General features: G+C 70.0%; 24 protein-coding genes. 21 read left to right on the plus strand and 3 right to left on the minus strand.

Annotated features, from left to right (window positions below):
- Nucleotides 1-170: 170 nt before the first annotated feature.
- From VH112_11180 to VH112_11190, 3 genes are read left to right on the plus strand one after another with little or no spacing between them, the layout of a single operon-like run.
- Nucleotides 171-1,073, plus strand: coding sequence for a GDSL-type esterase/lipase family protein (locus VH112_11180; GenBank protein HEX4540796.1), 903 nt, complete (start codon nt 171-173; stop codon nt 1,071-1,073).
- 53 nt (nt 1,074-1,126) lie between these two features.
- Nucleotides 1,127-1,684 carry a hypothetical protein gene (locus tag VH112_11185; protein ID HEX4540797.1) on the plus strand — a complete coding sequence of 186 codons (558 nt, stop codon included), beginning with the start codon at nt 1,127-1,129 and terminating at the stop codon, nt 1,682-1,684.
- A 4-nt stretch (nt 1,685-1,688) separates the two neighbouring features.
- The gene (locus tag VH112_11190) at nt 1,689-3,272 is read left to right on the plus strand and encodes a FadD3 family acyl-CoA ligase (protein ID HEX4540798.1); all 1,584 of its coding nucleotides are present in this window, start codon (nt 1,689-1,691) and stop codon (nt 3,270-3,272) included.
- Here VH112_11190 and VH112_11195 read toward each other — a convergent pair.
- Nucleotides 3,258-4,391, minus strand: coding sequence for an LLM class flavin-dependent oxidoreductase (locus VH112_11195; GenBank protein ID HEX4540799.1), 1,134 nt, complete (start codon nt 4,389-4,391; stop codon nt 3,258-3,260). The genes VH112_11190 and VH112_11195 overlap by 15 nt on opposite strands.
- Nucleotides 4,392-4,451: 60 nt before the next feature.
- On the opposite strand from VH112_11195, the gene VH112_11200 reads away from it, so the two are divergent.
- The 12 genes from VH112_11200 to VH112_11255 are packed head-to-tail and all read left to right on the plus strand — an operon-like array spanning nt 4,452 to nt 16,738.
- On the plus strand, nt 4,452-5,930 hold the full coding sequence (locus tag VH112_11200; protein HEX4540800.1) for an aldehyde dehydrogenase family protein: 1,479 nt from the start codon (nt 4,452-4,454) through the stop codon (nt 5,928-5,930).
- 16 nt (nt 5,931-5,946) lie between these two features.
- Nucleotides 5,947-7,011 (plus strand): Zn-dependent alcohol dehydrogenase, encoded by a 1,065-nt coding sequence (locus tag VH112_11205; protein HEX4540801.1) that lies wholly within the window; start codon nt 5,947-5,949, stop codon nt 7,009-7,011.
- Nucleotides 7,011-7,940 carry a cyclase family protein gene (locus VH112_11210; protein HEX4540802.1) on the plus strand — a complete coding sequence of 310 codons (930 nt, stop codon included), beginning with the start codon at nt 7,011-7,013 and terminating at the stop codon, nt 7,938-7,940. Before VH112_11205 ends, VH112_11210 begins: the two co-directional genes overlap by 1 nt.
- Before the next feature lie 13 nt (nt 7,941-7,953).
- Nucleotides 7,954-9,522, plus strand: a complete 1,569-nt coding sequence (locus VH112_11215; GenBank protein HEX4540803.1) for an AMP-binding protein — start codon at nt 7,954-7,956, stop codon at nt 9,520-9,522.
- Nucleotides 9,523-9,525: 3 nt separating this feature from the next.
- The gene (locus VH112_11220) at nt 9,526-10,287 is read left to right on the plus strand and encodes a glucose 1-dehydrogenase (GenBank protein HEX4540804.1); all 762 of its coding nucleotides are present in this window, start codon (nt 9,526-9,528) and stop codon (nt 10,285-10,287) included.
- A 43-nt stretch (nt 10,288-10,330) separates the two neighbouring features.
- Complete coding sequence (locus VH112_11225; protein HEX4540805.1) at nt 10,331-11,038, plus strand: TetR family transcriptional regulator; 708 nt, start codon at nt 10,331-10,333, stop codon at nt 11,036-11,038.
- A gap of 53 nt (nt 11,039-11,091) precedes the next feature.
- Nucleotides 11,092-12,264, plus strand: coding sequence for an acyl-CoA dehydrogenase family protein (locus tag VH112_11230; GenBank protein HEX4540806.1), 1,173 nt, complete (start codon nt 11,092-11,094; stop codon nt 12,262-12,264).
- A gap of 7 nt (nt 12,265-12,271) precedes the next feature.
- On the plus strand, nt 12,272-13,402 hold the full coding sequence (locus VH112_11235; GenBank protein HEX4540807.1) for an acyl-CoA dehydrogenase family protein: 1,131 nt from the start codon (nt 12,272-12,274) through the stop codon (nt 13,400-13,402).
- An 8-nt stretch (nt 13,403-13,410) separates the two neighbouring features.
- Nucleotides 13,411-14,016, plus strand: coding sequence for a TetR family transcriptional regulator (locus VH112_11240; protein ID HEX4540808.1), 606 nt, complete (start codon nt 13,411-13,413; stop codon nt 14,014-14,016).
- A complete protein-coding gene (locus tag VH112_11245) occupies nt 14,013-14,642 on the plus strand; it encodes a cysteine hydrolase (GenBank protein ID HEX4540809.1) in 630 nt (209 codons plus the stop codon). Before VH112_11240 ends, VH112_11245 begins: the two co-directional genes overlap by 4 nt.
- On the plus strand, nt 14,639-15,529 hold the full coding sequence (locus VH112_11250; protein HEX4540810.1) for a TIGR03619 family F420-dependent LLM class oxidoreductase: 891 nt from the start codon (nt 14,639-14,641) through the stop codon (nt 15,527-15,529). Before VH112_11245 ends, VH112_11250 begins: the two co-directional genes overlap by 4 nt.
- 36 nt (nt 15,530-15,565) lie before the next feature.
- On the plus strand, nt 15,566-16,738 hold the full coding sequence (locus VH112_11255) for an LLM class flavin-dependent oxidoreductase (GenBank protein ID HEX4540811.1): 1,173 nt from the start codon (nt 15,566-15,568) through the stop codon (nt 16,736-16,738).
- Nucleotides 16,739-16,744: 6 nt separating this feature from the next.
- Here the strand turns inward: VH112_11255 and VH112_11260 are convergent, their stop codons facing one another.
- Nucleotides 16,745-19,000, minus strand: a complete 2,256-nt coding sequence (locus tag VH112_11260) for an MMPL family transporter (protein ID HEX4540812.1) — start codon at nt 18,998-19,000, stop codon at nt 16,745-16,747.
- Between the two features lie 323 nt (nt 19,001-19,323).
- On the opposite strand from VH112_11260, the gene VH112_11265 reads away from it, so the two are divergent.
- From VH112_11265 to VH112_11275, 3 genes are read left to right on the plus strand one after another with little or no spacing between them, the layout of a single operon-like run.
- Nucleotides 19,324-19,932: a TetR family transcriptional regulator gene (locus VH112_11265; GenBank protein ID HEX4540813.1), complete on the plus strand. Its 609-nt coding sequence runs from the start codon at nt 19,324-19,326 to the stop codon at nt 19,930-19,932.
- Nucleotides 19,933-19,967: 35 nt separating this feature from the next.
- Entirely contained in the window at nt 19,968-20,633 is a 666-nt protein-coding gene (locus VH112_11270; protein ID HEX4540814.1) for a hypothetical protein, read from the plus strand.
- 41 nt (nt 20,634-20,674) lie between these two features.
- On the plus strand, nt 20,675-21,418 hold the full coding sequence (locus VH112_11275; GenBank protein HEX4540815.1) for a dienelactone hydrolase family protein: 744 nt from the start codon (nt 20,675-20,677) through the stop codon (nt 21,416-21,418).
- On the opposite strand, the gene VH112_11280 is transcribed toward VH112_11275, so the two are convergent.
- Nucleotides 21,415-22,479, minus strand: a complete 1,065-nt coding sequence (locus VH112_11280) for an aspartyl protease family protein (protein ID HEX4540816.1) — start codon at nt 22,477-22,479, stop codon at nt 21,415-21,417. The two genes, VH112_11275 and VH112_11280, sit on opposite strands and share 4 nt — an antisense overlap.
- Nucleotides 22,480-22,666: 187 nt before the next feature.
- Between VH112_11280 and VH112_11285 the strand changes: the two genes are divergently transcribed.
- The 3 genes from VH112_11285 to VH112_11295 all read left to right on the plus strand — a co-directional run.
- A complete protein-coding gene (locus tag VH112_11285) occupies nt 22,667-23,740 on the plus strand; it encodes a DUF2332 domain-containing protein (GenBank protein HEX4540817.1) in 1,074 nt (357 codons plus the stop codon).
- A gap of 159 nt (nt 23,741-23,899) precedes the next feature.
- The gene (locus tag VH112_11290) at nt 23,900-24,310 is read left to right on the plus strand and encodes a hypothetical protein (protein ID HEX4540818.1); all 411 of its coding nucleotides are present in this window, start codon (nt 23,900-23,902) and stop codon (nt 24,308-24,310) included.
- A gap of 21 nt (nt 24,311-24,331) precedes the next feature.
- Nucleotides 24,332-24,908, plus strand: a 577-nt coding sequence (locus VH112_11295) for a hypothetical protein (protein HEX4540819.1), incomplete at its 3' end; no start/stop codon positions are given.

Genomic DNA, 24,908 nt, shown 5'->3' on the forward strand with positions numbered 1-24,908 from the left:
CCGCGCCGGGAAGCTCCAGGCGATGCCGGAGTGGTTGACGAAAGCGAAGTGAAGCCGGAAGAGTTTCGACGGGATAACAGGATGGCCAGGATTAAGTAAAATCCTGCTTGATCCTGTCATCCCGTCGAAACTCTTCTTCCCGCCCTGTGGGCGACCCAGGAGACCGACCCGTGCGGCGGTTCTGGATTCACCACGTCCTGCCGGTCGCGTTCTGCCTGGTCCCGGTCCTGGCCGCGGCCCTGGTGTTCGCCGCCGTCCCCGCCGCCACCACCTCGACCACACCCGCGGCGAGCTTCCTTCGGGCCTCACCGGACACGGCATCGGCGCCGCCTGCCTCGACGGCGCCGGAGCTGTCCAGCGTGATGGTGGTCGGCGACAGCACCGCGATCAGCTTGGTCAGCGGGCTCGAGGGACCTGGGATCAGCGCAGGCCTTGCTGTCCACGACGCGGGCCGGCTCGCCTGCACGATCATCATGGGTTACTCGGGCGACAACGCCTCGGGGTCGGCGAAGGGCGACTTTCCCTATTCGCCAAACTGCGACTGGAGGACGAAGTGGCCGCCACAGCTCGACCAGTGGCGTCCCAAGGTCGTGCTGATGCTCTTCGGGCCCTTGGACACAGCCGATCACCTGCTCAATGGGCGTTGGCTCCGAGTCGGGACTCCCGAGTGGCAGTCCTATTACGACGACCAGCTGACCCAGATGACGAGCATGCTCAGCTCGCGGGGGGCGCAGGTCGTGGTCGCCACGGTCCCGCAGTACCACCACACGCCTGACGCCGCGTACCCGCATCCCACCTACAACGACGCCAGCAGGCTGGCCGACCTCAACGCCTTGTACCAGACCTTTGCCTCGGCGCACTCGGTGAACATCTTCGACCTGGCGAGCCAGGTCGTCCCGAGCGACTTCGGTGACGACGGCGTTCACTTCTCTCTGGCGGGCGCCACCCGGCTGGCCGCCTTCGTGAACCCGGCGCTGGAGGAGCTCGCCAATCCGTTGCCGTCGGTCGTGGTCCCCCCGGGCCTGACATTGAAGTCCGCCGGACCCACCCAGTCGGGCCCCGGAGCTCGCTGACCGGGGCGGTCGCGCGCTCACCTAACATGCCTCCAGGACGCGAGGGAGGCAGGTTGCGCGACGAGTTGCAGCAGGGCGTGGAGGCCGATCTGCCGGGCCCGGAGGGCGACCGGCAGCACGTCGTGTTCCTGTGCACGGGCAACGCGGCCCGCTCGGTGATGGCGGGCGCGGCGCTGGCCCGATCGGGCTCGGCGCGGATCACCACAGCGGGCACGCACGTGGTCGAGGGCCAGCCCATGAGCTGGCGCACCCGGTCGGCGCTCGAAGGCGTGGGCCTGGCCGCCGAGGGGCACCGCAGCCGGCAGATCCGCCAGCGCGACCTGGACGATGCCGACCTCGTCGTGGGCCTGGCCCGCGAGCACGTCGAGCACGTTCGGCGCCGGCACCCTGCGGCCGCCCCCCGCACGGCGACCCTGCGCCGGCTGTGCCGAGATCTGCCCGGTCGGCCGGGGACGCTCCAGGAGCGATTGGATGCCCTCCGCCTCGACGAGGTCGAGCTCGAGGCCTGGGAGGACGTGGACGACCCGGCCGGGGGAGAGGTGGAGGACTTCCACGGCTGCGCGGCGGAGATCGTCGAGCTGGTCGCGCTGCTCGAGCGCGAGCTGTCCTGATCCCGTGAGCAGCGACGGGGATCGGCCGCCCCTCACCGTCCCGGCCCTGGTCGCCGCCTCGGCCGAGCGCCACACCGACGTCGAGGCGCTCGTCGACGAGACGACCCGGCTGACCTACGCCGAGCTGGCGCCGGCCGTGCACCGGTCGGCCGCGGCGGCCATGGCGGTCGGGGTCGGTCCGGGCGACCGGGTCGCCATCTGGGCGCCCAACCTCACCGAGTGGGTGGTCGCCGCCCTGGGCGTCCTGTCAGCCGGCGGCGTCCTGGTGCCGCTGAACACGCGCTTCAAGGGATCAGAGGCGGCCTACGTCCTCGCCAAGAGCGGGGCCCGCGTCCTCTTCACGGTGTCGGGCTTCCTCGGCGTCGACTACGTGGACATGCTGCGCCAGGCGACAGAGGAGTCAACGCTCGACGCCATCGTCGTGCTGCGGGGTGATGCTCCTCAGGGCACCCTGTCGTGGCCGGACTACCTGAGCGGGGGCGACAAGGTGCATGCGGCCGACGTCGACCACCGGATGGCCGCGGTCGGGCCCGACGACCTGTCGGACATCATCTTCACCTCCGGCACCACCGGTCGGCCCAAGGGAGCGATGGTCACCCACGCCCAGACCCTGCGGGTGTTCCGAGCCTGGGCCGAGATCGTGGGCCTGACACGCGGGGACCGCTACCTGATCGTCAACCCCTTCTTCCATACCTTTGGCTACAAGGCGGGATTCCTCGCGTCCTTCATCGTCGGCGCCACGGTCGTGCCTCACGCCGTGTTCGACGTGCCGACCGTGCTGCGGCGCGTGTCCGAGGAGCGCATCTCCATGCTCCCGGGGCCGCCCACGCTCTACCAGTCGATCCTCGATCACCCCGACCGGGGGCACTACGACCTCTCGTCGTTGCGCCTGGCCGTCACCGGCGCTGCCGCGGTGCCGGTGGAGATGATCCGTCGCATGCGCAACGAGCTCACGTTCCGCACCATCATCACCGGTTACGGCCTCACCGAGTCGACGGGCACGGTCAGCATGTGCCGCTACGACGACGACCCCGAGACCATCGCCACCACCTCCGGGCGCGCCATCCCGGACACCGAGGTCCGCGTCGTCGACGACTCCGGCGCCGAGGTCCCGACGGGTGAGCCGGGCGAGGTCGTCGTCCGCGGCTACAACGTCATGAGGGGGTACTTCGACGAGCCCGAGGAGACCGCCGCCACGATCGACGCCGACGGCTGGCTGCATACCGGCGACGTCGCGGTCATGGACAAACGCGGCTATCTGCGCATCACCGATCGCAAGAAGGACATGTTCATCGTCGGTGGCTTCAACGCCTACCCGGCAGAGATCGAGAACATCCTGCTCGGCAACGCCAAGGTGGCGCAGGCAGCGGTGGTGGGCGTCCCCGACGAGCGAATGGGCGAGGTCGGCGTGGCCTTCGTGATCCCGCGGTCGGGCGAGGAGCTGACCCCGGGCGAGGTCATCGAGTGGTGCCGCCAGGTGATGGCGAACTACAAGGTGCCCCGCCGCGTGGAGATCGTGGAATCGCTGCCGCTCAACGCGAGCGGCAAGGTGCTCAAGTACGAGCTGCGGCGGCTAGCGCGACCCTGACCGGGCCGCGGCGGCGTCCCGGAAGCGGGTGGAGCGGTGCACCGGGTCGCCGTCGAGCTTGGGAATGATGTGATCCCCGAACAGCCGGATGGTCTCCAGGGCGGCGCTCATCGGCATGTCGATCGGCAGCCCGAAGACGAGCTGGTCGGCCCCGACGCTCTCGTAGCGCCGGACCTGCGCGAGCACCTCGTCCGGGTCGCCGCAGAGCATGTAGCCCTCGTTGATGCGGAGATCGACGTCTTCCGGAGTGGGCTCGGGCAGCACCACCGGCCAGTCGGGCACCTCCTGGGGCTTGGGGAAGGTGTCGTGGTAGCGGAAGACGAGGCTCTGGAGGTAGGAGATGCCCATGTCCTGGACGACCTGGCGCGCCTTGCGACCATCCTCCAGGCACACCACCCCGTTGGTGATCATCACGTTGTCGTTCACATAGGCGCCGACGGGCTCGGCGTCCCCGATGGCGTCCTTGTAGGCCTGCACCATCGGCGCCATGGCGCTGATGGCCGAGGTGTTGAAGCCGAGGACGCCGAGGCCGAGGCGGGCGGCCTTCTCGTAGGTCGGCGGGTTGCCAGCGGCCATCCACATCGGTGGATGCGGCCGGCGCCACGGCTTCGGCAACACGTTGCGATTGGGAACCGAGAACGCCTTGCCCTGGTGGTGGTACTCGGTCTCGTTCCACATGCGGAGGAACTCGGGGATGACCTCGTCGAAGACCTCCTTGGTCACCGCCGTGCTCTCGATGCCGAAGCCGGTCACCTCCCGGCTCCCCGCGCCCCGGCCGGTGCCGAACTCGAAGCGCCCGTCGCTCAGGTGGTCCAGCATGGCCACCCGCTCGGCGACCCTGACGGGGTGGTTCACCTGCGGGTTGAGGTTGAAGATGCCCGACCCGAGGTGGATCCGCTCGGTCACCGCGGCGAGATGGCCCAGGTAGACCTCATTGGCCGACATGTGGGAGTACTCGTCGAGGAAGTGGTGCTCGGTGACCCACACGTACTTCCACCCCGCCCGGTCGGCCGCCTTGACCAGCTCGATCTCGTTCATGATGGCGTGGTGCTCGGCGTCGGGGTCGGCCTCGACGCGGCGTCGAGGCAGGTGAGCCTGGACGAAGATCCCGAACTCCATGGTTGTCGCGCCCTCCGGTCCCAGCTCGCTTCCGACGGTGTGTCAGATAACCTACCCGGCATGACGCCGACGGTCACTGGTCACGACGAGCGCCGCCTCTTCATCGGCGGGAAGTGGGTCGACGCCTCCGGGTCGCCGTACGAGATCGTGAACCCGGCCACCGAGGAACCGATCGGCCTGGCCCCCGAGGCGACCGCGGCCGATGCCTCGGCGGCGGCCGCCGCCGCCCGGGAGGCCTTCGGCGCCTGGTCGCGCACCACCCCCGCCGAGCGCTCGGCGCTGCTGCTCGCCGCCGCCGAGCTCGTGCGCAAGCGGGCCGACGAGCTCCTGCCCCTTCTCATCGCCGAGACCGGCGCCACCATCAGCGTGGGCTCCAAGCTCCAAGTGCCGGTCTGCGCCGACCGCTTCGAGCGCTACGCGCGGGGCGCCCTCCAGGACCACAGCCTCCCCCTGGCGCCCAAGATCACCGAGGCCACCCCGCTGGCGCCCGGCGGCGTCATCGGTGCCACGGCGCTGCGCCAGCCGGTGGGCGTCGTGGCCTGCATCACGCCCTACAACTTTCCCATTGGCAACATGGCGGGCAAGGTGGCGCCGGCCCTGGCCATGGGGAACACCGTCGTGATCAAGCCGGCGCCCCAGGATCCCTTCGGGGTGATCGAGCTGGTGCGGATCCTCGAGGAGGTCGGGGTGCCGCCCGGAGTGGTCAACCTCGTGAACAGCAAAGGCCCCGAACCCGCTGCGGCCCTGGTGGAGTCGCCCGACGTGGACATGGTGAGCTTCACGGGCAGCACAGGGGTCGGCGTCCGGATCGCCGAGGCCGGGGCCCGCACCATGAAGCGACTCCTGCTCGAGCTGGGCGGCAAGGGCGCCTGCGTGGTGCTCGACGACGCCGACGTCGGCGGCGCCGTCTCGGCCATCGGGAGCACGTTCGCCTTCCACTCGGGCCAGATCTGCACGGCGCCGACCCGGGCCATCGTCCACCGGGCCGTCTACGACGAGGTCGTCGAGCGCCTGGCCGGCTTTGCCGGTGCGCTCAAGATCGGGGACCCGCTGGAGCGCGACACCATCGTGGGGCCGCTCATCTCGGGCGCCCACCGCCAGCGGGTCGAGGACTACATCCGCCTCGGGGTCGAGGAGGGGGCGAAATTGGTCGCCGGCGGGGGCCGGCCGGCTGCCCCGGAGCGGGGGTTCTACGTCGAGCCCACACTCTTCGCCGAGTGCAGCAACGACATGCGGGTGGCCCGGGAGGAGATCTTCGGGCCCGTCGTGGCGGTGGTTCCCGTGGACAGTGAGGACGAGGCCGTCGCCCTGGCCAACGACAGCGACTACGGGCTCTACGACTACGTGTACTCGAAGGACACGGCGCGCGCCTTCCGGGTCTCCAAGCAGCTGCGGGCGGGCCACGTGGGCATCAACACGGCCCAGCGCAACCTGGAAGCGCCCTTCGGCGGCTTCAAGATGAGCGGCGTGGGCCGCGACGGCGGTGACTTCGGTCTGCACGCCTACAGCGAGCTGCAGAGCGTCATCTGGCCGGGCTGAGCGAGAGGGAGGCAGCGTGAGAGGCGTCGTCTGGAACGGCAAGATCGACGTGACCGAGGACCTCGAGGCCCGGGCGCCCGGTGCCAACGAGGTGCGTGTCCGCATCGCCGCCGCCGGCGTGTGCCACAGCGACGTCAGCGTCATCGACGGCACCATTCCCTTCCCCACGCCGCTCGTCATGGGCCACGAGGGCGCCGGAGTCGTCGAGGAGGTGGGATCGAGCGTCACCAAGGTGAAGCCTGGGGACCACGTCGTGCTCGTGACCCTCGGCCACTGCGGCCAGTGCGACGCCTGCGAGAGCGGCTTTCCGACCCATTGTCGCGACACCTTCGGCAAGACGTCCCAGCCCTTTACCTACAAGGGCGAGCCCGCCTACATGTTCGCCAACACCTCGGTTTTCGCCGAGCACACGGTGGTCAAGGAGAGCCAGGCCGTGGTGATCGACCCGTCGGTGCCCCTCGAGGCGGCCTCCCTCATCGGCTGCGGGGTGCTGACCGGTGCCGGCGCCGTCTGGAACCGGGCCAAGGTCGGCCGCGGTGACACGGTGGCCGTGTTCGGGGTCGGCGGCATCGGGCTCAACGCCGTGCAGGCGGCGTGGATCGCGGGCGCGGTGCGCATCGTCGCTGTCGACGCCAACCCGGCCAAGGAGGGGATCGCCCGCGACTTCGGGGCCACCGACTTCGTGGACGCGCGCGCGGGCGACGCCGTGACCGCGATCAAGGACATCGTCCCCGACGGCGTCGACCACTCGTTCGAGTGCGTCGGTCACCCTGCGGTCCTCCGCCAGGCCATCGACATCCTGGCGTGGGGCGGGAACTGCGTGATCATCGGCGTCCCGCCGCCCACGGCCGAGGCGTCCTTCCGGGTGGCCAGCCTGACCCACATCGACCGCGGCATCCTCGGCTCGCGCTACGGATCCGCCCGACCCCATGTCGACGTCCCGATCGTCGTCGACCTCTACCGGCAGGGCCGGTTCAAGCTGGACGAGCTGGTGACGCGGACCTATCCCCTCGACGAGGTCGAGACGGTGTTCTCGGACATGGCCGACGGCAAGGTGGCTCGAGGCGTGCTCATTCCCTGATGGCGTACCCCGAGCCGTTCCACCGCCTGGCCAAGAAGGTCAACAACTGGGGGCGGTGGGGGTCCGACGACGAGATCGGCACCATCAACCTGATCACGCCCGAGGTGCGCAGGCGGGCGGCCGCCTGCGTGCGGACGGGGCGGAGCTTCTCGTTGGCACTCCCCCTGTCGGAGACCGAGGGAATCCAGACCGGGCTCCTGCCCGGCCGCCTCAACCCCGTGCGGGCCATGGTGCAGATCAACACGCCGCTCACGGGCGACCCGGCGGACTTCTGCTCGAGCGACGACATGGTCGTGATGGGGCTGCAATGCGCGACGCACTGGGACGGACTGGGGCACGTCAGCTACGAGGGTCGCCTTTACAACGGCAACTCGGCGGCGAGCATCACCGCCTTCGGGGCGTCGGTATGCGGGATCCACAAGATCAGGACGCTGGTCAGCCGGGGTGTGCTCCTGGACGTGGCCCGGACGTTGGGAACCGATCGGCTGGATGGGGGCTACGCCGTCACCGCCTCGGATCTCGATGCCGCCGAGGCTCGTGCCGGGCTCGAGGTCGGACCCGGAGACGTGGTCCTGGTCCGCACCGGGCAGATGGCTCTGCTGGCCAGCGGGGACAAGGCCGGCTACGGGGCGCCGGCGCCGGGTCTGTCGACGATGACGGTCGAATGGTTTCGCGACCGCGACGTCGCCGCCGTGGCGACCGACACGCTCACCTTCGAGGTGTGGCCGGGCGAGGACGACGCCGCGATCCTGCCCGTCCACCTGCTGCACCTGGTCGAGATGGGCATGACCCAGGGCCAGAACTGGGTGCTCGACGAGCTGGCCGAGGACTGTGCCGCCGACGGCGTGCACGAGTTCCTGCTGGAGGCCTCGCCCCAGCCCTTCACCAATGCCGTGGGCTCGCCGGTCAACCCGGTGGCCGTCAAGTAGGGGGTCGCGACAGATGAGCCCGAGCCCGCACGACGGGAGCAGCTTCACGGACGGCACCATGTGGGCGCTGATCGAGCGCCGCGCCCGCGAGACGCCCGACGACCTGATGGCGGTGGACGAGTCTGGCCGCCGGATCAGCTTCGGCGACTACCACCGCGCCGCCGAACGCACCGCTGCCGGTCTGTCCGCCCTCGGAGTCGCCGAAGGCGTCGGCGTGTCGTGGCAGCTCCCGACCTGGATCGAGTCCCTCGTGCTCGTCGCCGCCCTCTCCCGCCTGGGCGCGGTGCAAAATCCTGTGCTCCCGATCTACCGGGATCGAGAGCTGCGCTTCATGACCGCCCAGACCGGCGCCCGCCTGCTCGTCGTGCCGCCAGTGTGGCGCGGCTTCGACTTCCAGGCCATGGCCGCTTCGATCGCCGCTGACCGCGACGACCTCGAGGTGCTCGTGGTCGACCGGGCCCTGCCCGATGCCGATCCGTCCCTCCTGCCCCCGCCGGCGCCGGTGCCGGGCTCGCCGGCGGCCCTGCCGACGGCGTGGGTGTTCTACACCTCGGGCACCACCGCCGATCCCAAGGGCGCCCGGCACACCGACGCCACCATCGCCGCCGCCGCCGTGGCCATGAACGTGGCCCTGGACCTCGCCCCGGAGGACCGCAGCGCCCTGGTCTTCCCGTTCACGCACATCGGGGGGATCACCTGGCTCTTCTCCAGCCTCATGACCGGCGCCGCCAACGTGTGTGTCGAGCGCTTCGATCCCACCGAGACGATCGAGGTGCTGTCGCGCGAGGACGTGACCCTGGCCGGATCGGGCACGCCCTTCCACCTCGCCTACCTCGACGCCCAGCGCCGGCAGCCGGGAAAGCCGATCTTCCCCCTGGTGCGGGCCTTTCCGGGCGGCGGGGCCCCCAAGCCACCCCAGCTGCACTACGACCTCAAGGCCGAGCTCGGTGGGGTGGGCATCGTGTCGGGTTACGGGCTCACCGAGTGCCCGATCTTGTCAATGGCCGCAGTGGGTGATCCCGACGACAAGCTCGCCAACACCGAGGGTCGCGCCTCACCCGGTGTGCAGCTCGAGGTCGTGAGCACCGACGGCGTCCCCGTCGGCACCGGCCAGGAGGGCGAGCTTCGGGTCAAGGGGCCCCAGCTCTTTCGGGGCTACGTCGACGCCAGCCTCGACGCCGAGGCCCTCGACGAGCACGGGTTCTTCCGGACCGGAGACCTCGGTGTCGTCGACGAGGAGGGCTTCGTGGCCATCACCGGGCGGCTGAAGGACGTGATCATCCGCAAGGGCGAGAACATCAGCGCCAAGGAGGTCGAGGACCTCCTCTACCAGCATCCGAAGGTCGCGGACGTGGCGGTCATCGGCCTGCCCGATCCCGCGCTCGGCGAGCGCTGCTGTGCGGTGGTCGCGGCGAAGGAGGGATCCGAGCCCCTCGAGCTCGGGGAGATCGTCGCCTTCCTCACCGGCCAAGGCCTGGCGATCCAGAAGGCACCCGAGCAGCTGGAGCTGATCGACGTCGTACCCCGCAACCCGACGGGCAAGACGCTCAAGCACGAGCTCCGACAACGGTTGTCGAGCTAGAAGATGGGATCGCGCCTGGAGGGAAAGGTCGCTCTCGTCACCGGGGGCGGGTCCGGCATCGGCCGCGCGTCCGCCCTCGCCTTTGCCGACGAGGGGGCGACGGTCGTCGTCGCCGACGTGGACCAGGCCGGAGGGGCCGAGACCGTCCACGCCGTCACCGACGCCGGGGGCACGGCCCGCTCCGTCTCCTACGACGTGACCAGGTCGGACGAGGTCGCCGCCATGGTTGCGGACGTCGTCGCCGGCAACGGACGGCTCGACTGCGCCCACAACAACGCCGGCACCTCGGGCGCCACCGCGTTCACTGCCGACTATCCCGAGGAGGAGTGGGACCGGGTGCTGGCGCTCAACCTGCGGAGCGTCTTCCTGTGCATGAAGCACGAGATCCCGGCCATGGTCGACCAGGGGGGCGGAGCCATCGTCAACACGTCTTCTGGCGCCGGGCTGATGGGGTTCGCAGGCCTCCCCGCCTACGTGGCCAGCAAGCACGGCGTCGTTGGGCTCACAAAGGCCACGGCCCTCGAGTACGTGAAGTCCGGGATCCGGATCAACGCCGTGTGCCCGGGCAGCACCCGCACGCCGATGCTCGAGGCGTTCATGGGTGGTGACCCCGCGATGGAGAAGATGATGGCGCGCAGCGCCCCCATCGGGCGGCTGGGAACCCCGAGCGAGATCGCCGCCGCCGTGGTGTGGCTGTGCACGGACGAGGCGTCGTTCGTGGTCGGCCATGCTCTCGCCGTCGACGGCGGCGCCGTCATCCAGTAGCCCGACCAAGGGGGGCGTGGTTACCGGGGAGTATCCTCGACAGATGGCGCCGATGGCCGAGCAGGGCTCATCGCAGCCCCCGTCGCAGGAATCGCCCCCGGATCCGTCGGCCACCGACCTGCGGGCGACTGACGGGCGGGTGCCCGGTCGCCGCGGTCAGGCGACGCGGCGCCGGCTGATCGACTGCACGGCCGATCTGCTCGGCACCACCTCGTGGCGGGACATCAAGGTGATCGACATCGCCAGCGCCGCCGGGACCTCGCCGGCCACCTTCTACCAGTACTTCGCCAACGTGGAGCAGGTCATCCTGGTCCTGGCCGAGGAGCTCGGCGAGGAGGTGGGGTCGCTGGCAGCGCTCGTGCACGGCCAGTGGAAGGGCGACCGGGGCTGGGACACGGCGGTGGGGTTCGTGCAGGCCTTCATGGACTACTGGGAGCGCCATCGCTCGGTCTTCCGCGTCGTGGACCTCGCCACCGAGGAGGGGGACCTGCGCTTTCGGGGGATGAGGACCAGAGCGCTGAACGGTGTCACCGTCGCTATCGCCGACGTCATCGAGACCAGTCGCCAGGAGGGCCGGTCCCCGGCGGCCGACTCCATGGCCATGGCGGGGTCGATCGTCGCCATGTTGGGGCAGGTGGCCAGCCACCGCTACGGGTTCGAGTTCTGGGGCATCCGCACTGCCGGTCTCATCGAGAGCCAGGCGTCCCTCCTGTACTGGAGCGTCACCGGGCGCAAGCCTCCCCGGCACTGACCCGCACTCTTCCCATCCGCTAGAGTGAAACAGGTTCTAGATGGGAGACCGCGGTGTACATCGGCTACACGCCCGAGCAGGAAGCCCTGCGCCAGGAGCTGCGTGAGTACTACGGCCGGCTCCTGACCCGCAACGTCGAGGAGGAGCTCTCCCGCAGCGAAGGGGTCGGTCCCACCGTTCGCCGGGTCGTCCGGCAGATGGGCACCGACGGCTGGCTCGGCATCGGCTGGCCCGAGGAGTACGGGGGGCAGGGGCGATCGGCGATCGAGCAGTTCGTCTTCTTCGACGAATCGATGCGAGCCGGCGCGCCGGTGCCGATGCTCACCATCAACACGGTGGGCCCCACGCTCATGAACTTCGGCTCCGACGAGCTGCGCCAGCGGTTCCTGCCGAGGATCCTCGGCGGTGAGATCCACTTCTCGATCGGCTATACGGAGCCCGGCGCCGGGACCGACCTGGCCTCGCTCCAGACCAAGGCCGTGCGCGACGGGGACGAGTACGTCATCAACGGGCAGAAGATCTTCACCAGCCTGGCGACCGGCGCCGACTACGTGTGGCTGGCCGCCCGCACCAATCCCGAGGTGCCCAAGCACAAGGGCATCTCGATCTTCATCATCCCGACCGACACGCCGGGTTTCAAGGTTCAGCCCATGCAGCTCATGGGCGAGCAGAACACGAACTACACCTTCTACGAGGACGTCCGGATCCCGGCGACCAACCTGGTCGGCGAGGAGAACGGCGGCTGGAAGCTCATCACCAGCCAGCTCAACCACGAGCGGGTCACCCTGTGCTCGCCGGGCATCGTCGAGCGCAACCTCGCCGAGGTGCGACGGTGGGCCCAGGAGACCAAGCTCGCGGATGGCCGCCGGGTCGTCGACCAGGAGTGGGTGCAGATCAACCTGGCCAGAGTCCACGCCCGCCTCGAGTTCTTGAAGCTCATGAACTGGAAGGTCGCCTGGACGGCTACCCAGGACCGCCTGGATGTGGCCGACGCCTCGTCCATCAAGGTCTTCGGCACCGAGTTCTACCTCGAGGCCTTCAAGCTGCTCTTCGAGATCGTCGGGCAGGTGGGTTACCTGAAGCGCGGCTCGCCCGAGTCGGTGCTCTCCTCGCGCCTCGAGCAGCTCTACCGCGGCCTGCTCATCCTGACCTTCGGCGGGGGCACCAACGAGATCCAGCGGGAGCTGATCGCCATGTTCGGCCTCGGCTTGCCCAAGTCCCGATAGGAGCACGATGGACTTCGCCCTCAACGACGAGCAGGAGGCCGTCCGGGACCTGGCCAAGCAGATCCTGGAGGGCCATCTCAGCCAGGAGCGCCTGAAGGAGGTGGAGGCCGGCGCCGAACGCATCGACCGGCGACTCTGGGCCGAGCTGGCCCGAGCCAACCTCCTCGGGATCGGGCTGCCCGAGGACGCGGGGGGCAGCGGGCTCGGCTTCGTCGAGCTGTTCCTGCTTCTGGAGCAGGTGGGCCGCACGGTGGCGCCCGTCCCCGTCCTGCCTACCCTGGTCCTGGGCGCCCTGCCCATCGCTGCGCACGGGACGCTCGAGCAGCGCCAGCGGTACCTTCCCCCGGTCGTCGCCGGCGATCTGGTCCTCACCGCAGCTCTGGTCGAGGTCGGCACCGAGCCGACCCGGCCCGTCACCACTGCCCGGCGCGACGGCGCCGTCTGGCGCCTCGACGGGGTGAAGGTGTGCGTGCCTGCGGCCCACGGGGCCGGACGGGTGCTGGTGCCGGCGGCCACCGGGGAGGACTCCGTGGGCCTGTTTCTGCTCGACCCGGCGGGCGACGGTGTGCAGGCCGACGATCAGCAGACGACGAGCGGCCAGCCCGAGCAGCGCCTGGAGCTGGCTGGCGCGGCGGTGGCGGCCGAGGACGTGCTCGGAGATCCCCACGGCGGCGGCCCGGTGCTCGACTGGCTGCTCGAGCGGGCGACCGTGGCCCACTGCGCGGTGGCGGTCGGCGTGTGCGAGGAGGCGCTCCGGCTCACAGCCGAGTACACGAGGACCCGCGAGCAGTTCGGGCGCCCCATCGCCTCGTTCCAGGCGGTCGGGCAACGGGCCGCCGACGCGTACATCGACACCGAGGCCGTCCGGCTCACCGCCCTGCACGCCGCCTGGCGGCTCTCCTCGGGGCTGCCCGCGGCCGAGGAGGTGGCGGTGGCCAAGTTCTGGGCCGCCGACGGCGGCCAGCGCGTCGTGCACGCCGCCCAGCACCTGCACGGCGGGCTGGGGGTGGACCGCGACTATCCGCTCCATCGTTACTTTCTGTGGGCCAAGCAGCTCGAGCTCAGCCTCGGCGGCGCGACCGCCCAGCTGCGTCACCTCGGCTCGCTCTTGGCCAACGAGCCGGTGGGGTCCGGCTAGGGCGGACGATGGCTGACGTCACCCTCACTGGCGCCCAGGCGGCGCGTCGCCAGCGGGTCATCGACGCGGCCATGGCCCTCGGGGCCGAGGGTGGGTACGACGCGGTCCAGATGCGCGACGTGGCGGCGCGGGCCCAGGTCGCCATGGGCACCGTGTACCGGTACTTCTCGTCCAAGGACCACGTGCTGGCGGCGGCCCTGGCCGGGTGGGCCCTGGCGCTGGAGGGCCGACTGGCCCAGGCACCGCCCCGCGGGGCGACCTCGGTCGACCGCGTGGTCGACGTGCTGCGGCGGGCGGTGCGGGGCATCGAGCGCCAGCCCCGGATGATGGCGGCCATGGCGAGCGCCATCTCCTCCCTCGACCCGGGGGCGGTCACGTGCCAGCACGACCTCGACGCCACCATGGAGCGGATCATCCGCCGGGCCATCGGCGAGCCCGAGCCGGCGCAGGTCGCCGACATCATCCGCATCCTCGAGCACGTGTGGTTCTCGTCCCTCCTCAGCTGGATGAACGGGCGCAGCGACGTGCAGAACATGGGATCGGAGCTCGAGATCGCCGCCCGCCTCCTCCTGCGCGACAGCGACCGCTCGCTGCGTCGGGGCCGGTCGGCATGAAGCCGGCGCTAGTGGAGCCGGGTCACACGGCCGTCCTGACCATGGAGATGCAACGCGGCGTGGTGGGCGACCTCTCCATGATGGACAGCCTCGTCGCCGAGGTCGCCGCGGCCGGGACCATCGAGAGCACGGCGCGTCTGGTCGCCGCGGCCCGTGGCGCGGGCGTCCGGGTCGTGCACTGCACGGCTGAATTTCGCCCCGACCTGGCCGGCACTCCCATCAACAGTCCGCTCATCGCCTTCTGGGCGCGCCGGCCCGGTCACATGCGGGCGGGCACACCGTCGACCGAGGTTGTTCCCGAGATCGGTCTCGACGACCTGGACCTCGTCGCGCCGCGCAGGCACGGCGTCTCTCCGTTCACCGGGACCTCGCTCGATGCCACGCTGCGCGGTCTCGGCGTGACCACCGTGGTCGCCACGGGTGTCTCGGTCAACCTCGCCATCCCCGGGCTGTGCATCGAGGCCGTCAACCTCGGCTACCAGGTCGTGGTCGCGACCGACGCCGTGGCCGGCGTCCCCCGTGCGTACGCCGACGCCGTGATGGAGAACACCCTCGCTCTGCTCGCGACCCGGGCCCCGGTGGACGAGATCGCCGGCGCCTGGAGCACGGCCGAGGTGCGGGCGTGAGGTTCCACCAGGCAGTCGCCTTCCTGCCGACCGACCAGGTGCTCGAGCTGGGGCGGGCCGCGGACGCCATGGGCTACGCCGGCGTCTACGTCTCCGACCACATCTTCTATCCCCGCGAGCTGCGGTCCCGGTACACCTACTCGCCGCACGACGACGGGTCGCCCGTGTGGTCGCCCGAGACCCACTGGCCCGATCCCTGGTGCCTGATCTCCGCTCTCGCCGCCATCACGACAGACCTCGAGCTCACGACCGGTGTGTACGTCGCGCCGGCTCGCGACCTGCTCACGGTGGCCAAGCTGGTGTCCACGGCGGCGGTGATCTCGGGCAACCGGGTGCGGCTCGGCGTGGGCGCGGGCTGGTGCCGCGAGGAGTTCGAGGCCACCGGGCAGTCGTTCGACGACCGGGGACGCCGCCTCGACGACATGATCCCCGCCCTCCGGGCGCTCTGGGGCGGAGGCTGGGTCGAGTACCACGGTCCCCACTACGACGTGGCGCCGCTCCAGATGAACCCGGCGCCGACCGCGCCCATCCCGATCTACGGCGGCGGCCACAGCGAGCCCGCGCTGCGCCGGGCGGCGACACGCTGTGACGGCTGGCTGTGCGCCAGCGCCTACACGCCCGACGAGGCCCGTCATCACCTGGGCCGCCTCCAGGACCACCTGAAGGTCGCCGGCCGCGATGGCGAGCCCTACACCGTCTACATGGCCCTCATGGCGCCGCCCGACCGCGACCTGTACCTCAGCATGGAGGATGCGGGCGTGACAGACCTGCTGTGCGCGCCGTGGATGTTCGCCCAGGAGCCATCCGGCGCCGATCCTCGTTCGAGCCTGGACGCCAGGATCGCCGCCACCGAGAAGTTCGCGACCGACGTCATCGCCCGGATGTGACGTCGACCGCGACCGACGAGAGGAGCTGACCACACCATGGAGTTCGGAATCTTCAACAGCCTCTACCTTCCGCACCAACTCACCGACAAGGACCCGAAGAACGCCGAGCATCGGCGGCTGATGGACGAGGTGGAGTACGTGAAGGCGGCCGACCGCTCCGGTTTCAAGTACACCTGGGCGACCGAGCACCACTTCCTCAGGGAGTACTCGCACATGTCGGCCAACGAGGCGTTCCTGGCCCACGTGGCTGCGGTCACCGAGCGGATCCACCTCGGCACGGGCATCTTCAACATCACCCCACCCGTGAACCACCCTGCCCGGGTGGCCGAGCGGGTGGCCATGATCGACCACCTGAGCGGCGGCCGGTTCGAGTTCGGCACCGGGCGGGGTTCGTCCACGACCGAACAACGGGGCTTCGGCATCCTCGATCCCGATCTGACCAAGGAGATGTTCGACGAGGTCATCCCCCAGTTCAAGCACATGTGGCGCGACGGCGAGTACAGCCACGAGGGACGGTTCTTCTCGATGCCTCCTCGTCACGTGCTCCCCAAGCCCTACACCAAGCCCCACCCTCCGATGTGGGTGGCGGCCGGGAACCCGAGCACCTTCGAGAAGGCGGCGCGGATGGGGCTCGGTGTCCTGTGCTTCGCCATGGGATCGCCCGACTCGCTGGCGCCGCTCATCGAGATCTACAAGAAGACCATCCAGCAGGCCGATCCGGTCGGCGAGTACGTCAACGACAACGTCATGGTCACCAGCCAGATGCTGTGCCTGGAGGACGGGCGCAGGGCGCGCGACATCGCCTGCAACATGGACTCCAGCTACCAGACGAGTCTCGTCTTCCACTATCTCGACACCTTCCCGAAGCCTGCTGGCGTCCCCGAGTGGCCCGACCTGATCCCCGAGCCCACCCCCGAGGGGCTCGACCGTCAGATCGAGCGGGGGCTGGTCTGCGTCGGCACTCCGGACGAGGTGAAGCGGTCGGTCAAGGGGTATGCCGACATCGGGGCCGACCAGCTGGTGTTCGGGATGCTTTCGACAACCATGCCCATCGAGGTCTGCACCGAGGCGCTGGAGACGTTCGGACGCCACGTCATCCCCGAGTACGACAAGGACCCGGTGCACAGCACGACCCGCCAGCGCGAGGCGCAGCTGCCGGCGACCCAGCTGCCCGACTCCGAGGGCGGCATCCCGCCGCTGCGCGTCTAGGTCCCCCTAACCCGTCAGCACCGGGTCACCATCGCGGGGCGAGGTCGGCGCCAGCGGCCGGCTGGGCTCGTAGTCGTCGACGTCGACCTCCACGCCCAGACGGGGAACGATGCGATCCAGGCTCCGCGGGAACCACCAGTTGGCCTTCCCGAGAAGCTCCATCACCGCTGGGACGAGAACCATGCGGACGATCGTGGCGTCGATGAAGACGGCGACGGCCAGGCCAAGACCGAAGACCTTCAGCACCCGCACGTCGCCGATGACGAACGACCCGAAGACGCAGACCATGATGGCGGCCGCCGCCGTGATGACCCGAGCTGTCTTCGCCAGCCCGTCCGCCACCGCAGTGGCGTTGTCACCGGTGCGCCGCCACTCCTCTCGGATGCGCGACAACAGGAAGACCTCGTAGTCCATGGACAGCCCGAACAGGATCGTGAAGAGCATGAGCGGGATCCACGGGTCGATGGGTCCGGTCCTGCTGATCCCGACCAGCGATCCCAGCCAGCCCCACTGGAACACGGCCACGATCACGCCGAAGGCGGCACCCACCGACAGCAGGTTCATCACCGCGGCCTTGAGCGGGATGACGAGCGACCGGAACACGGCCATGAGAAGGAGGAAGGACACCACGACCACTCCGCCGATGACCCAGGGCAGTCGGCCGCTCATGTAGTTGGCGGCGTCGACGGCGGCAGCCGTGACCCCGCCGACCAGGACCCTGACCCCGCTGCCGCTCGTCACCGACGGCACCACGCTGTCGCGGATGCGATGCACGAGCGACTGGGTGGCCTTGTCCTGCGGCGACGTGGTGGGGATGACCGTGATCACGGCGGTGTTGTCGGCCGCGTTGAACGCTGGCGGGGCGACCTGGGCCACGCCCGGCGTGGCCCGCAGCTGGGTAGCCAGCCGGTCCACGGTGGGCCGGCCGGCCGCTCCTGGCATCTGGGCTGCCAGCACCAGAGGCCCGTTGGCGCCGGGACCGAACCCCTCGGCCAGGAGGTCGTAGGCCTGGGTGGTGGTGAGCGACGGCGGGCCGTTGCCGGCGTCGGTGAAGGCCAGGTTCATGGAGAACAGCGGGACCGCGAGCACCACCAGGGTGGCGAGGGCGGCGAGGGCCGCCGGCCAGGGCCGCCGCTGCACGACACGGCTCCAACGGAACGAGACAGGCGGCCGTTGGGGACCGCGCCGCCGCCGGGTCGGGACCCGGAGGCGATCGATGGCGAGACCGGCGAAACCCAGCATGGCCGGCAGGAGGGTGAGCGTCCCGATCATCACCAGGGCGACGGCGGCGATCGCCCCGAAGGACAGCCCGTACATGAACGGCAGGTTCATGACGAGCAGTCCGAGGAGCGAGATCACCACCGTGCTGCCGGCGAAGAGCACGGCCCGGCCTGACGTTGCCAGGGAGAGCGCCACCGAGTCGCGCGGGGACATGCCGTCAGCGAGCGCCCGGCGGTGGCGGGTGACGACGAGCAGGGCGTAGTCGATGCCCACGCCGAGGCCGATCATGCCCGCCAGCTGGGTGCCGAACGACGGCACCGTCACCGCGTGGCTGATCACGTCGATGATCGCCACCCCGGCGCCGATCCCGAACAGGGCGATCAGGATGGGCAGACCCATGGCGATCACCGAACCGAAGGCGATGAGCATGATGATGATGGCGGCCAGGATCCCGACGCCCTCGCTCGCCCCGGGCTGGGCTGTCACGGCCTTCTCGATGGGCGGGCCCCCGAGCTGCACGTTGAACCCCGGTGCGGCGGACGCCCGGGCGGTGTCCACGACCTTCTGAGCCGCGCTCTTGGGCAGGTCGGGCGTCTGCGTGTCGAACTGCACCTCGGCGTAGGCGATGTGGCCGTTGGCCGAGATCTGGTTCCCGGCTCCCGGCGAGAACGGGCTCCGGACGCCCGACACGTGGGGGAGGGGCTGTAGCTGGCTGATCACCCGGGCGATGGCGGCCTGGCTGGCCGGAGAGGTGACGGGCTGGGAGGTCTGGAACACGACGTCGCCCGTGTCGCCGGCACGCGCCGGGAACGCCTGCTGGAGGATGGTCTGGACCCGGTCCGACTCCGAGTGTCCGGAGCCGAAGCGGTCAGTGAACTGGCCGGGGGCCGCCTGAGCGACGATCGTCAGAGCGATGAGGCCCGCGACCCACAGGACGAGGACCAGTCGCCGGCGGTCGTAGCACCACCGGCCGAGTCGGCCCAAGGCGCTGTCGTTGACCTGGGACGTCGCGGGAGTCGCCCGGTCGAGCTCAGATTTCACCGTTACCTCCCGTCCTGCGCGCGCCGAGTGGCGTCGGCAACCAATGGTCGAAGAGCGAGCGTCCGTATCGACGGCCGGTGTCGGTGGGAATCATCGGTCGTCGCTCCTCTGCGTCAATCCTCGGGTGTCGGGCTGACCGTCGCTATGGGGGATGACCCTGATCGGACCCGGATTGTGACCCCGACCCGGTCGCCGCCTGGGAGGCCAAACGCCGTTAGAATTCATCGGCAGTGAGTTCTAGCACAGAATTCCCCACCGATGAAACCTCTTCTCCGACGCCCAGGGGGCGTCGCCCGGGGAAGTCGGACACGCGGTCACAGATCGTGGCCGCTGCCGATGCCGCGTTCGCCTCGGAGGGATACGCCCAAGCCAGCCTCAGGGGAATCGCCCAGCGGGCCGGTGTCGACCCTGCGCTGGTCCACCACTACTTCGACGGAAAGGCCGCCCTGTTCGTCGAGGTGACGGGGCTGCCGAGGGACTTCCGGGAGATCCGGGACGAGGTGGACCGGGCAACGGGCTCCCGGGGCACGGCCCTCGTGGACCGGTTCCTTCGCTATTGGGACGAGGAGCCTCCGGAGGGGCGGGCCAATTCCTTCCTCTCCCTGATGCAGGCCATCTCCTCCTCGCCCCGGGCGGCTGAGAGCTTCAAGCAGTTCCTCATCGACCGCATCTGGTCCCAGGTCGCCCGGGACCCCGACGATCCCGACTGGCTCGTTCGACGGGCACTGATCGGTTCTCAGCTCGTCGGCGTGGCGTTCCAGCGCTACGTCCTCCGTCTCGAGCCCCTCGCCTCGGCCGAGCCGGCCGAGGTGGCCCAGTGGGTCGGTCCCACGATCGACCGGTACATGGCCGGTCCTCTGGAGGTGGCGCCGCCGGCGCCCGACAGGTCGCGACACTCGGGGCGCGCCCGTCCGAGGCAACGAGGGAGGTGAGCGCCGTCAGTGCGTGAGGTTGCCTACCATGCGACGTGCACCCGCCCGATGCTCAGAGCCCGCTGAGAGGCCGCGGTCGCAGCCGGATCGGCCTGGTTGTGCTCTTCGTGGTGCTCGTTGCGGCGGCGTGCGGGGGATCGGCGTCCCGGTCCTCGGGCTCGGCGACGTCCTCGACGTCCTCGACGTCTTCGGCATCCCCGGGCGGCCCCAGCGGCCAGCTCCTCGCCGCCCTGGGCAACGGGCCCGACGGCAACCCCGTGGACGGGGTGGCCTGCAACGCCGGCGAGCAGCTCGCCTACCACATCCACGCCCACCTGGCGGTGTACGTGAACGGCCAGCCCGCGCTGATCCCGTACGGCATCGGGATCAAGCAACCCGTGGCGGAGCAGACATCAGCGGGGCCCTTCGTCGCGCAGGGTGACTGCTTCTACTGGATCCACGTCCACGACCTCAGCGGGGTCATCCACATCGAGTCGCCAACTCAGCGGACCTACACGCTCGGCCAGTTCTTCGACCTCTGGGGCCAACCCCTGTCGGCCACTCAGGTTGGGCCGGCCTCGGGCCCGGTGACGGCATTCGTCAACGGTTCGCCCTTCCAGGGAGATCCGCGATCGATCCCGCTCGACGCCCACCAGGTGATCCAGCTCGATGTGGGCACCGTGGTGCCTCCTCAGCCCTACCACTTCCCGAGCGGCCTCTAGTTCGTCGAAAGGGGGTCCAGCGTCAGCGCGAGACTGGCGTCATGTGCTTCGGTGATGATGCCCGACCGCCGCTTCCGCCCGTGCGCGGGGGCGCTGCTGACCACGGAGACCTCGTCCTGCGCTCGGCCGACGGGACCGGGCTCGCCGCCTACTACGCGCACCCGGATGCGCCCTCGAACGCAGGCATGGTGGTCATGCCCGACGTGCGGGGACTGCACGACTTCTACAAGGAGCTGGCCCGCCGCTTCGCCGAAGCGGGACTGCACAGCGTCGCCATCGATTACTTCGGCCGCACAGCGGGCATCGGTCCTCGCGGCGACGACTTTTCGTGGCGCGAGCACGTGGACCAGCTCGAGCCCCAGACGGTCAGCGAGGACGTCGCGTCAGCCAGCCACTGGCTCCGGTCCCTCTCCAACGGCACCGTCCAGTCGGTCTTCACGGTCGGCTTCTGCATGGGCGGCGCCCTTTCCTGGGCTCAATCGGCCGCCGGGCTGGACCTCAGCGGCTGCGTCGGCTTCTACGGCATGCCGGCGCGCGTCGCCGACCGGATCGGAGACATGAAGGCTCCGCTGCTGCTGCTCGCGGCCGGACAGGACTTCACGCCGGTCGCAGACGTCGAGAAGTTCGCCGAGCAGGTACGCGCTGGCGGAGTCGAAGCCGAGCTGCACGTGTACCCGGACGCGCCGCACAGCTTCTTCGATCGGAGCTTCGCCGAGCACGCCGACGCCTGCGCTGACGCGTGGCGTCGCATCCTCGACTTCATCGACCGCCATCGGCAGCGCTAATGGGCGGCGACGACCAGCGTCCCCGCCGAGTACGCGATCACTGCGGCGCCGAACCCGTGCAGGACGTCGGAGCCCAGCAGGCCGTTGATCTCACCGTTGGCACCCGGAACGGAGATCGTCTGTAGCGGTTGCGAGTGCAGTGGGACGGTTCCCGCCGACCACGAGCCGCTCTGGACCTCCTGCGCCTCTTCCCGGCAGCCGATGCCTGAGACCCGCTGACGCTTGCCCGTTTGCGGTAGGCCGACCGAGCTGACCAGCTGCGGGTCCACGGACGACACCGATGAGCCGGTGTCGAGGATGAAGTTGAACGGGCCTTGATCGCGGATTCGCACCGGAACGAGGGGCAGCGTCTCGCCTTCGGCCTGGGCGACGATGAGAGGGACGGTCATCGATGGCGAGGCCAGGCCGATGCCGGGGGGGATCGGGACCGAGGTCGGCCCGTGGACGTTGGTGTCGGGCCCTGGCGCCGGGCCCTCCGGACCGGGGAGGGCGAGGGACTGGTGCTCGTAGTCGAGCTGGATGGCGCCGAACCGCCCGAGCACGTCGGATCCGAGCAGCCCGGACGGAGCGTCCCGAAGCCCGAAGCCGGGGATGTCGATGTTGGAGACGGTTTGGGGCGACAGCGCCACGTTGCCCAGGGACCAACTCGGGCCGCTGACCGGTGTCTCGTTCGTCGTGCAGTTGGCACCGGTCACCGTCTGGGTCGGGCCGTTGGACGGGAGATGGAGTGACTTGACCAGCTGCGAGCCGAACGCCGACGAACCGGCGCCGCTGTCGACCACGAACGCGTATGGACCCTGCCCGGCGACACACACCGGCGCCAAGGCGATCGCCGCCGATCCCTGTTTGATCACCTTGATCGGCACCCGACTGACGGCGCCGCTCCCGCCCCCGGCTGACTGGTTGACGGCGGGGCACCCGCCCGGGAAGATCGGCTGGTCGGCCTGGGACCCCGACCCGCCGCCTCCGCACGACGCGACGGTCAGACCGATCAGCGTCATGATCGCGGCGAGCGCGCCTGCCCTCTCCAGCAGCCCTCGTCGTCCGCTCCGCCTCGTCACCGCGTCGTCATCCCGTCCGCCGCCGGCAATGACGGCTCGAGACGACCCTAGGCCAGCACTCGCTCCCGCACCTCGGCACGCAATGGCGGGGGCCGGGTGGACAGGGCCTTGCCCAGTGGCGCAGGTGGCCGCAGTCGAGAGAGCGAGGGTCGACGTTCGAGTCTCACACGGTGCAGGATGAGCGCCTATGGCCAACGCCGAGCTCGAGGCTGTCGCGGATGTCTTCCGGCTTCTCGCCGAGATCGACTACCGAGGAGCCTCGCCCCTGTATGAACGACTAGCTCGCGAGGCGGCCGAGGACCCCGAGATTCTCGAGCTTCTCCTTCGTGCAGCGCCCCGGGACCGTCTGCCCCACCTCCTCTTTGCTGCCGTCCAGTACCTGCTGCTGGACGAGGGCAACGACCCCATCGCCGCCTTCGGGTCCGAGCCCTACTCATCCTTCCGCGCCTGGTGCCTTTCCCGTCGTTCCGACATCGAGCGGATCGCAGGTACGCGCGTGGTGCAGACGAACGAGGTGGGTCGTTGCGCGGCCTTGCTCCCGTGCCTGGCTACCGTGGCCGAGACGGCCCGACTGCCCCTCGCCGTGGTGGAGGTGGGTGCTAGCGCGGGCTTGAACCTGCTCTTCGATCGGTACCGCTATGTCTTCGGCCCCCGCCTCGAGACGGGTCCAGAGGAGTCGGAGGTGGTGCTGAGCCCGCGCCTGCGCGGCGAAGGCGTGCCTCCTCTGTCGCTTCCTGCCGTTCCGTGGCGCAGGGGGCTCGATCGCCAGCCCGTCGACGTCACCGATGACGACGCTGTCCGGTGGCTGCGATCGTGCATCTGGCCGGAGCAGCACTGGCGTATCGAGCTCTTCGACCGCGCCGCGGCGGTCGCTCGGCGCGACCCGCCGACACTGGTGACGGGCGACGTCTTCGAGTCGCTGCCTGCTGTGGTGCGGAGCGCGCCACCCGAGACCGCCCTCTGCATCGTGCACACCGCGTTTCTCTTCTACCTGCCGGATCAGCCGCGCTTCGTGCAGCTCCTGGGCGAGCTGGCGCGCGAGCGCCCGCTCTGGTGGGTGTCGGGCGAGGGAACCGGCCTCGTCCCGCAGCTGCCGCAGCCGGCTACGCCGACCCCCGCCGAGGACATCTCCTTCCGGTACGGCGTCGTGCCATTGGGAGTGCCGGGCGAGCAGCCCCGTACCCTCGCCCACGCCGGCGCGCACGGCGCCTGGTTGGAGTGGCTCGAGGTCGATAGCCATCGCCGTCGAGCGGCTGGATAGGGCACCCCACCGGCATCGGGGTCCCGGCGCGGCAGCGTGCCGTTGACAGCGTCAGCGACTCGTCAAACAGGCGACGCGCGCCTGAGCAACGCACCGTCTCGCGACGGTGCCAGGGCAAGGGCGTGGCGAAGTCGCCGGTGCCCGATCTAGCGTGGGCTCATGCGGTTCAACCATATGGAGCTTACGTTCGCCCGAGGCACGCTGACCGATGACTTTCGGCAGGAGATCGACGCCTTCTACGGCTCCGTGTTCGACTGGAAGGCGGCCGACACCGAGGTTGTCGGCCAGCGCTGCCACGTTCTGCTGCCGGACGCTGACCAGTTCATCCTGCTGGCCGAGAGCGGCAAGCCGATGAGCTCACCGGGATTCGACCACCTCGGGCTGCTCCAGGACACCCGAGCCGAGGTCGACGGTCTGCTCGAGGCCTGCAAGCGCTACCGCGACAAGGACGACCGCGTCCAGATCCAGGAGTATGACGACCTCGTGTACCCCGAGCTGACTGTGCACGCCTTCTACGTGAAGTACCTGCTGCCGATCTACTTCGACGTGCAGTCGATGGAGCGGCCCTAGGCGCTCTTACCCTGGTGTGCGATGGAGCTCGCGGACCTCGTGACGACGTCGGCCGACCTGGTCGCGACGAGATCGAAAACGACGAAGGTGACGGCGCTGGCGGAGCTGCTCAGTCGCACCCCCCACGACGAGGCGGCCATTGTCGTCGGGTTCCTGGTCGGGGCGCCCCGTCAGGGCCGGGTAGGGGTTGGCTGGAGTGCCGTGGGCCAGACGAGCGGCGTGGCTCCGGCCGCTGCAACCTCGCTCACGGTCCGCGATGTCGACGACACCCTGGATCGCCTGCAACAGGCGACGGGACCAGGCAGCGCCAGCACCCGCCGGCGGCTGATGCAGGACCTCTTCCGGCAGGCAACCGAGCCAGAGGCCGACTTCCTGCGCCGACTGCTGCTGGGTGAGCTGCGCCACGGCGCCCTGGAAGGAGTCATGGCCGATGCGATCGCGGCCGCGGCCGGCGTACCAGGCCCAACCGTTCGAAGGGCGGCGATGCTGTCGGGCGATCTTTCCCGCGTGGCCGCGGTCGCCCTCGAGCAGGGCGAGCCGGGCCTGGCCCGGATCGGATTGCAGGTCCTTCGCCCCGTCCAACCCATGTTGGCAGCGT

The sequence above is a fragment of the Acidimicrobiales bacterium genome (assembly GCA_036270875.1).
GTDB lineage: Bacteria > Actinomycetota > Acidimicrobiia > Acidimicrobiales > AC-9 > AC-9.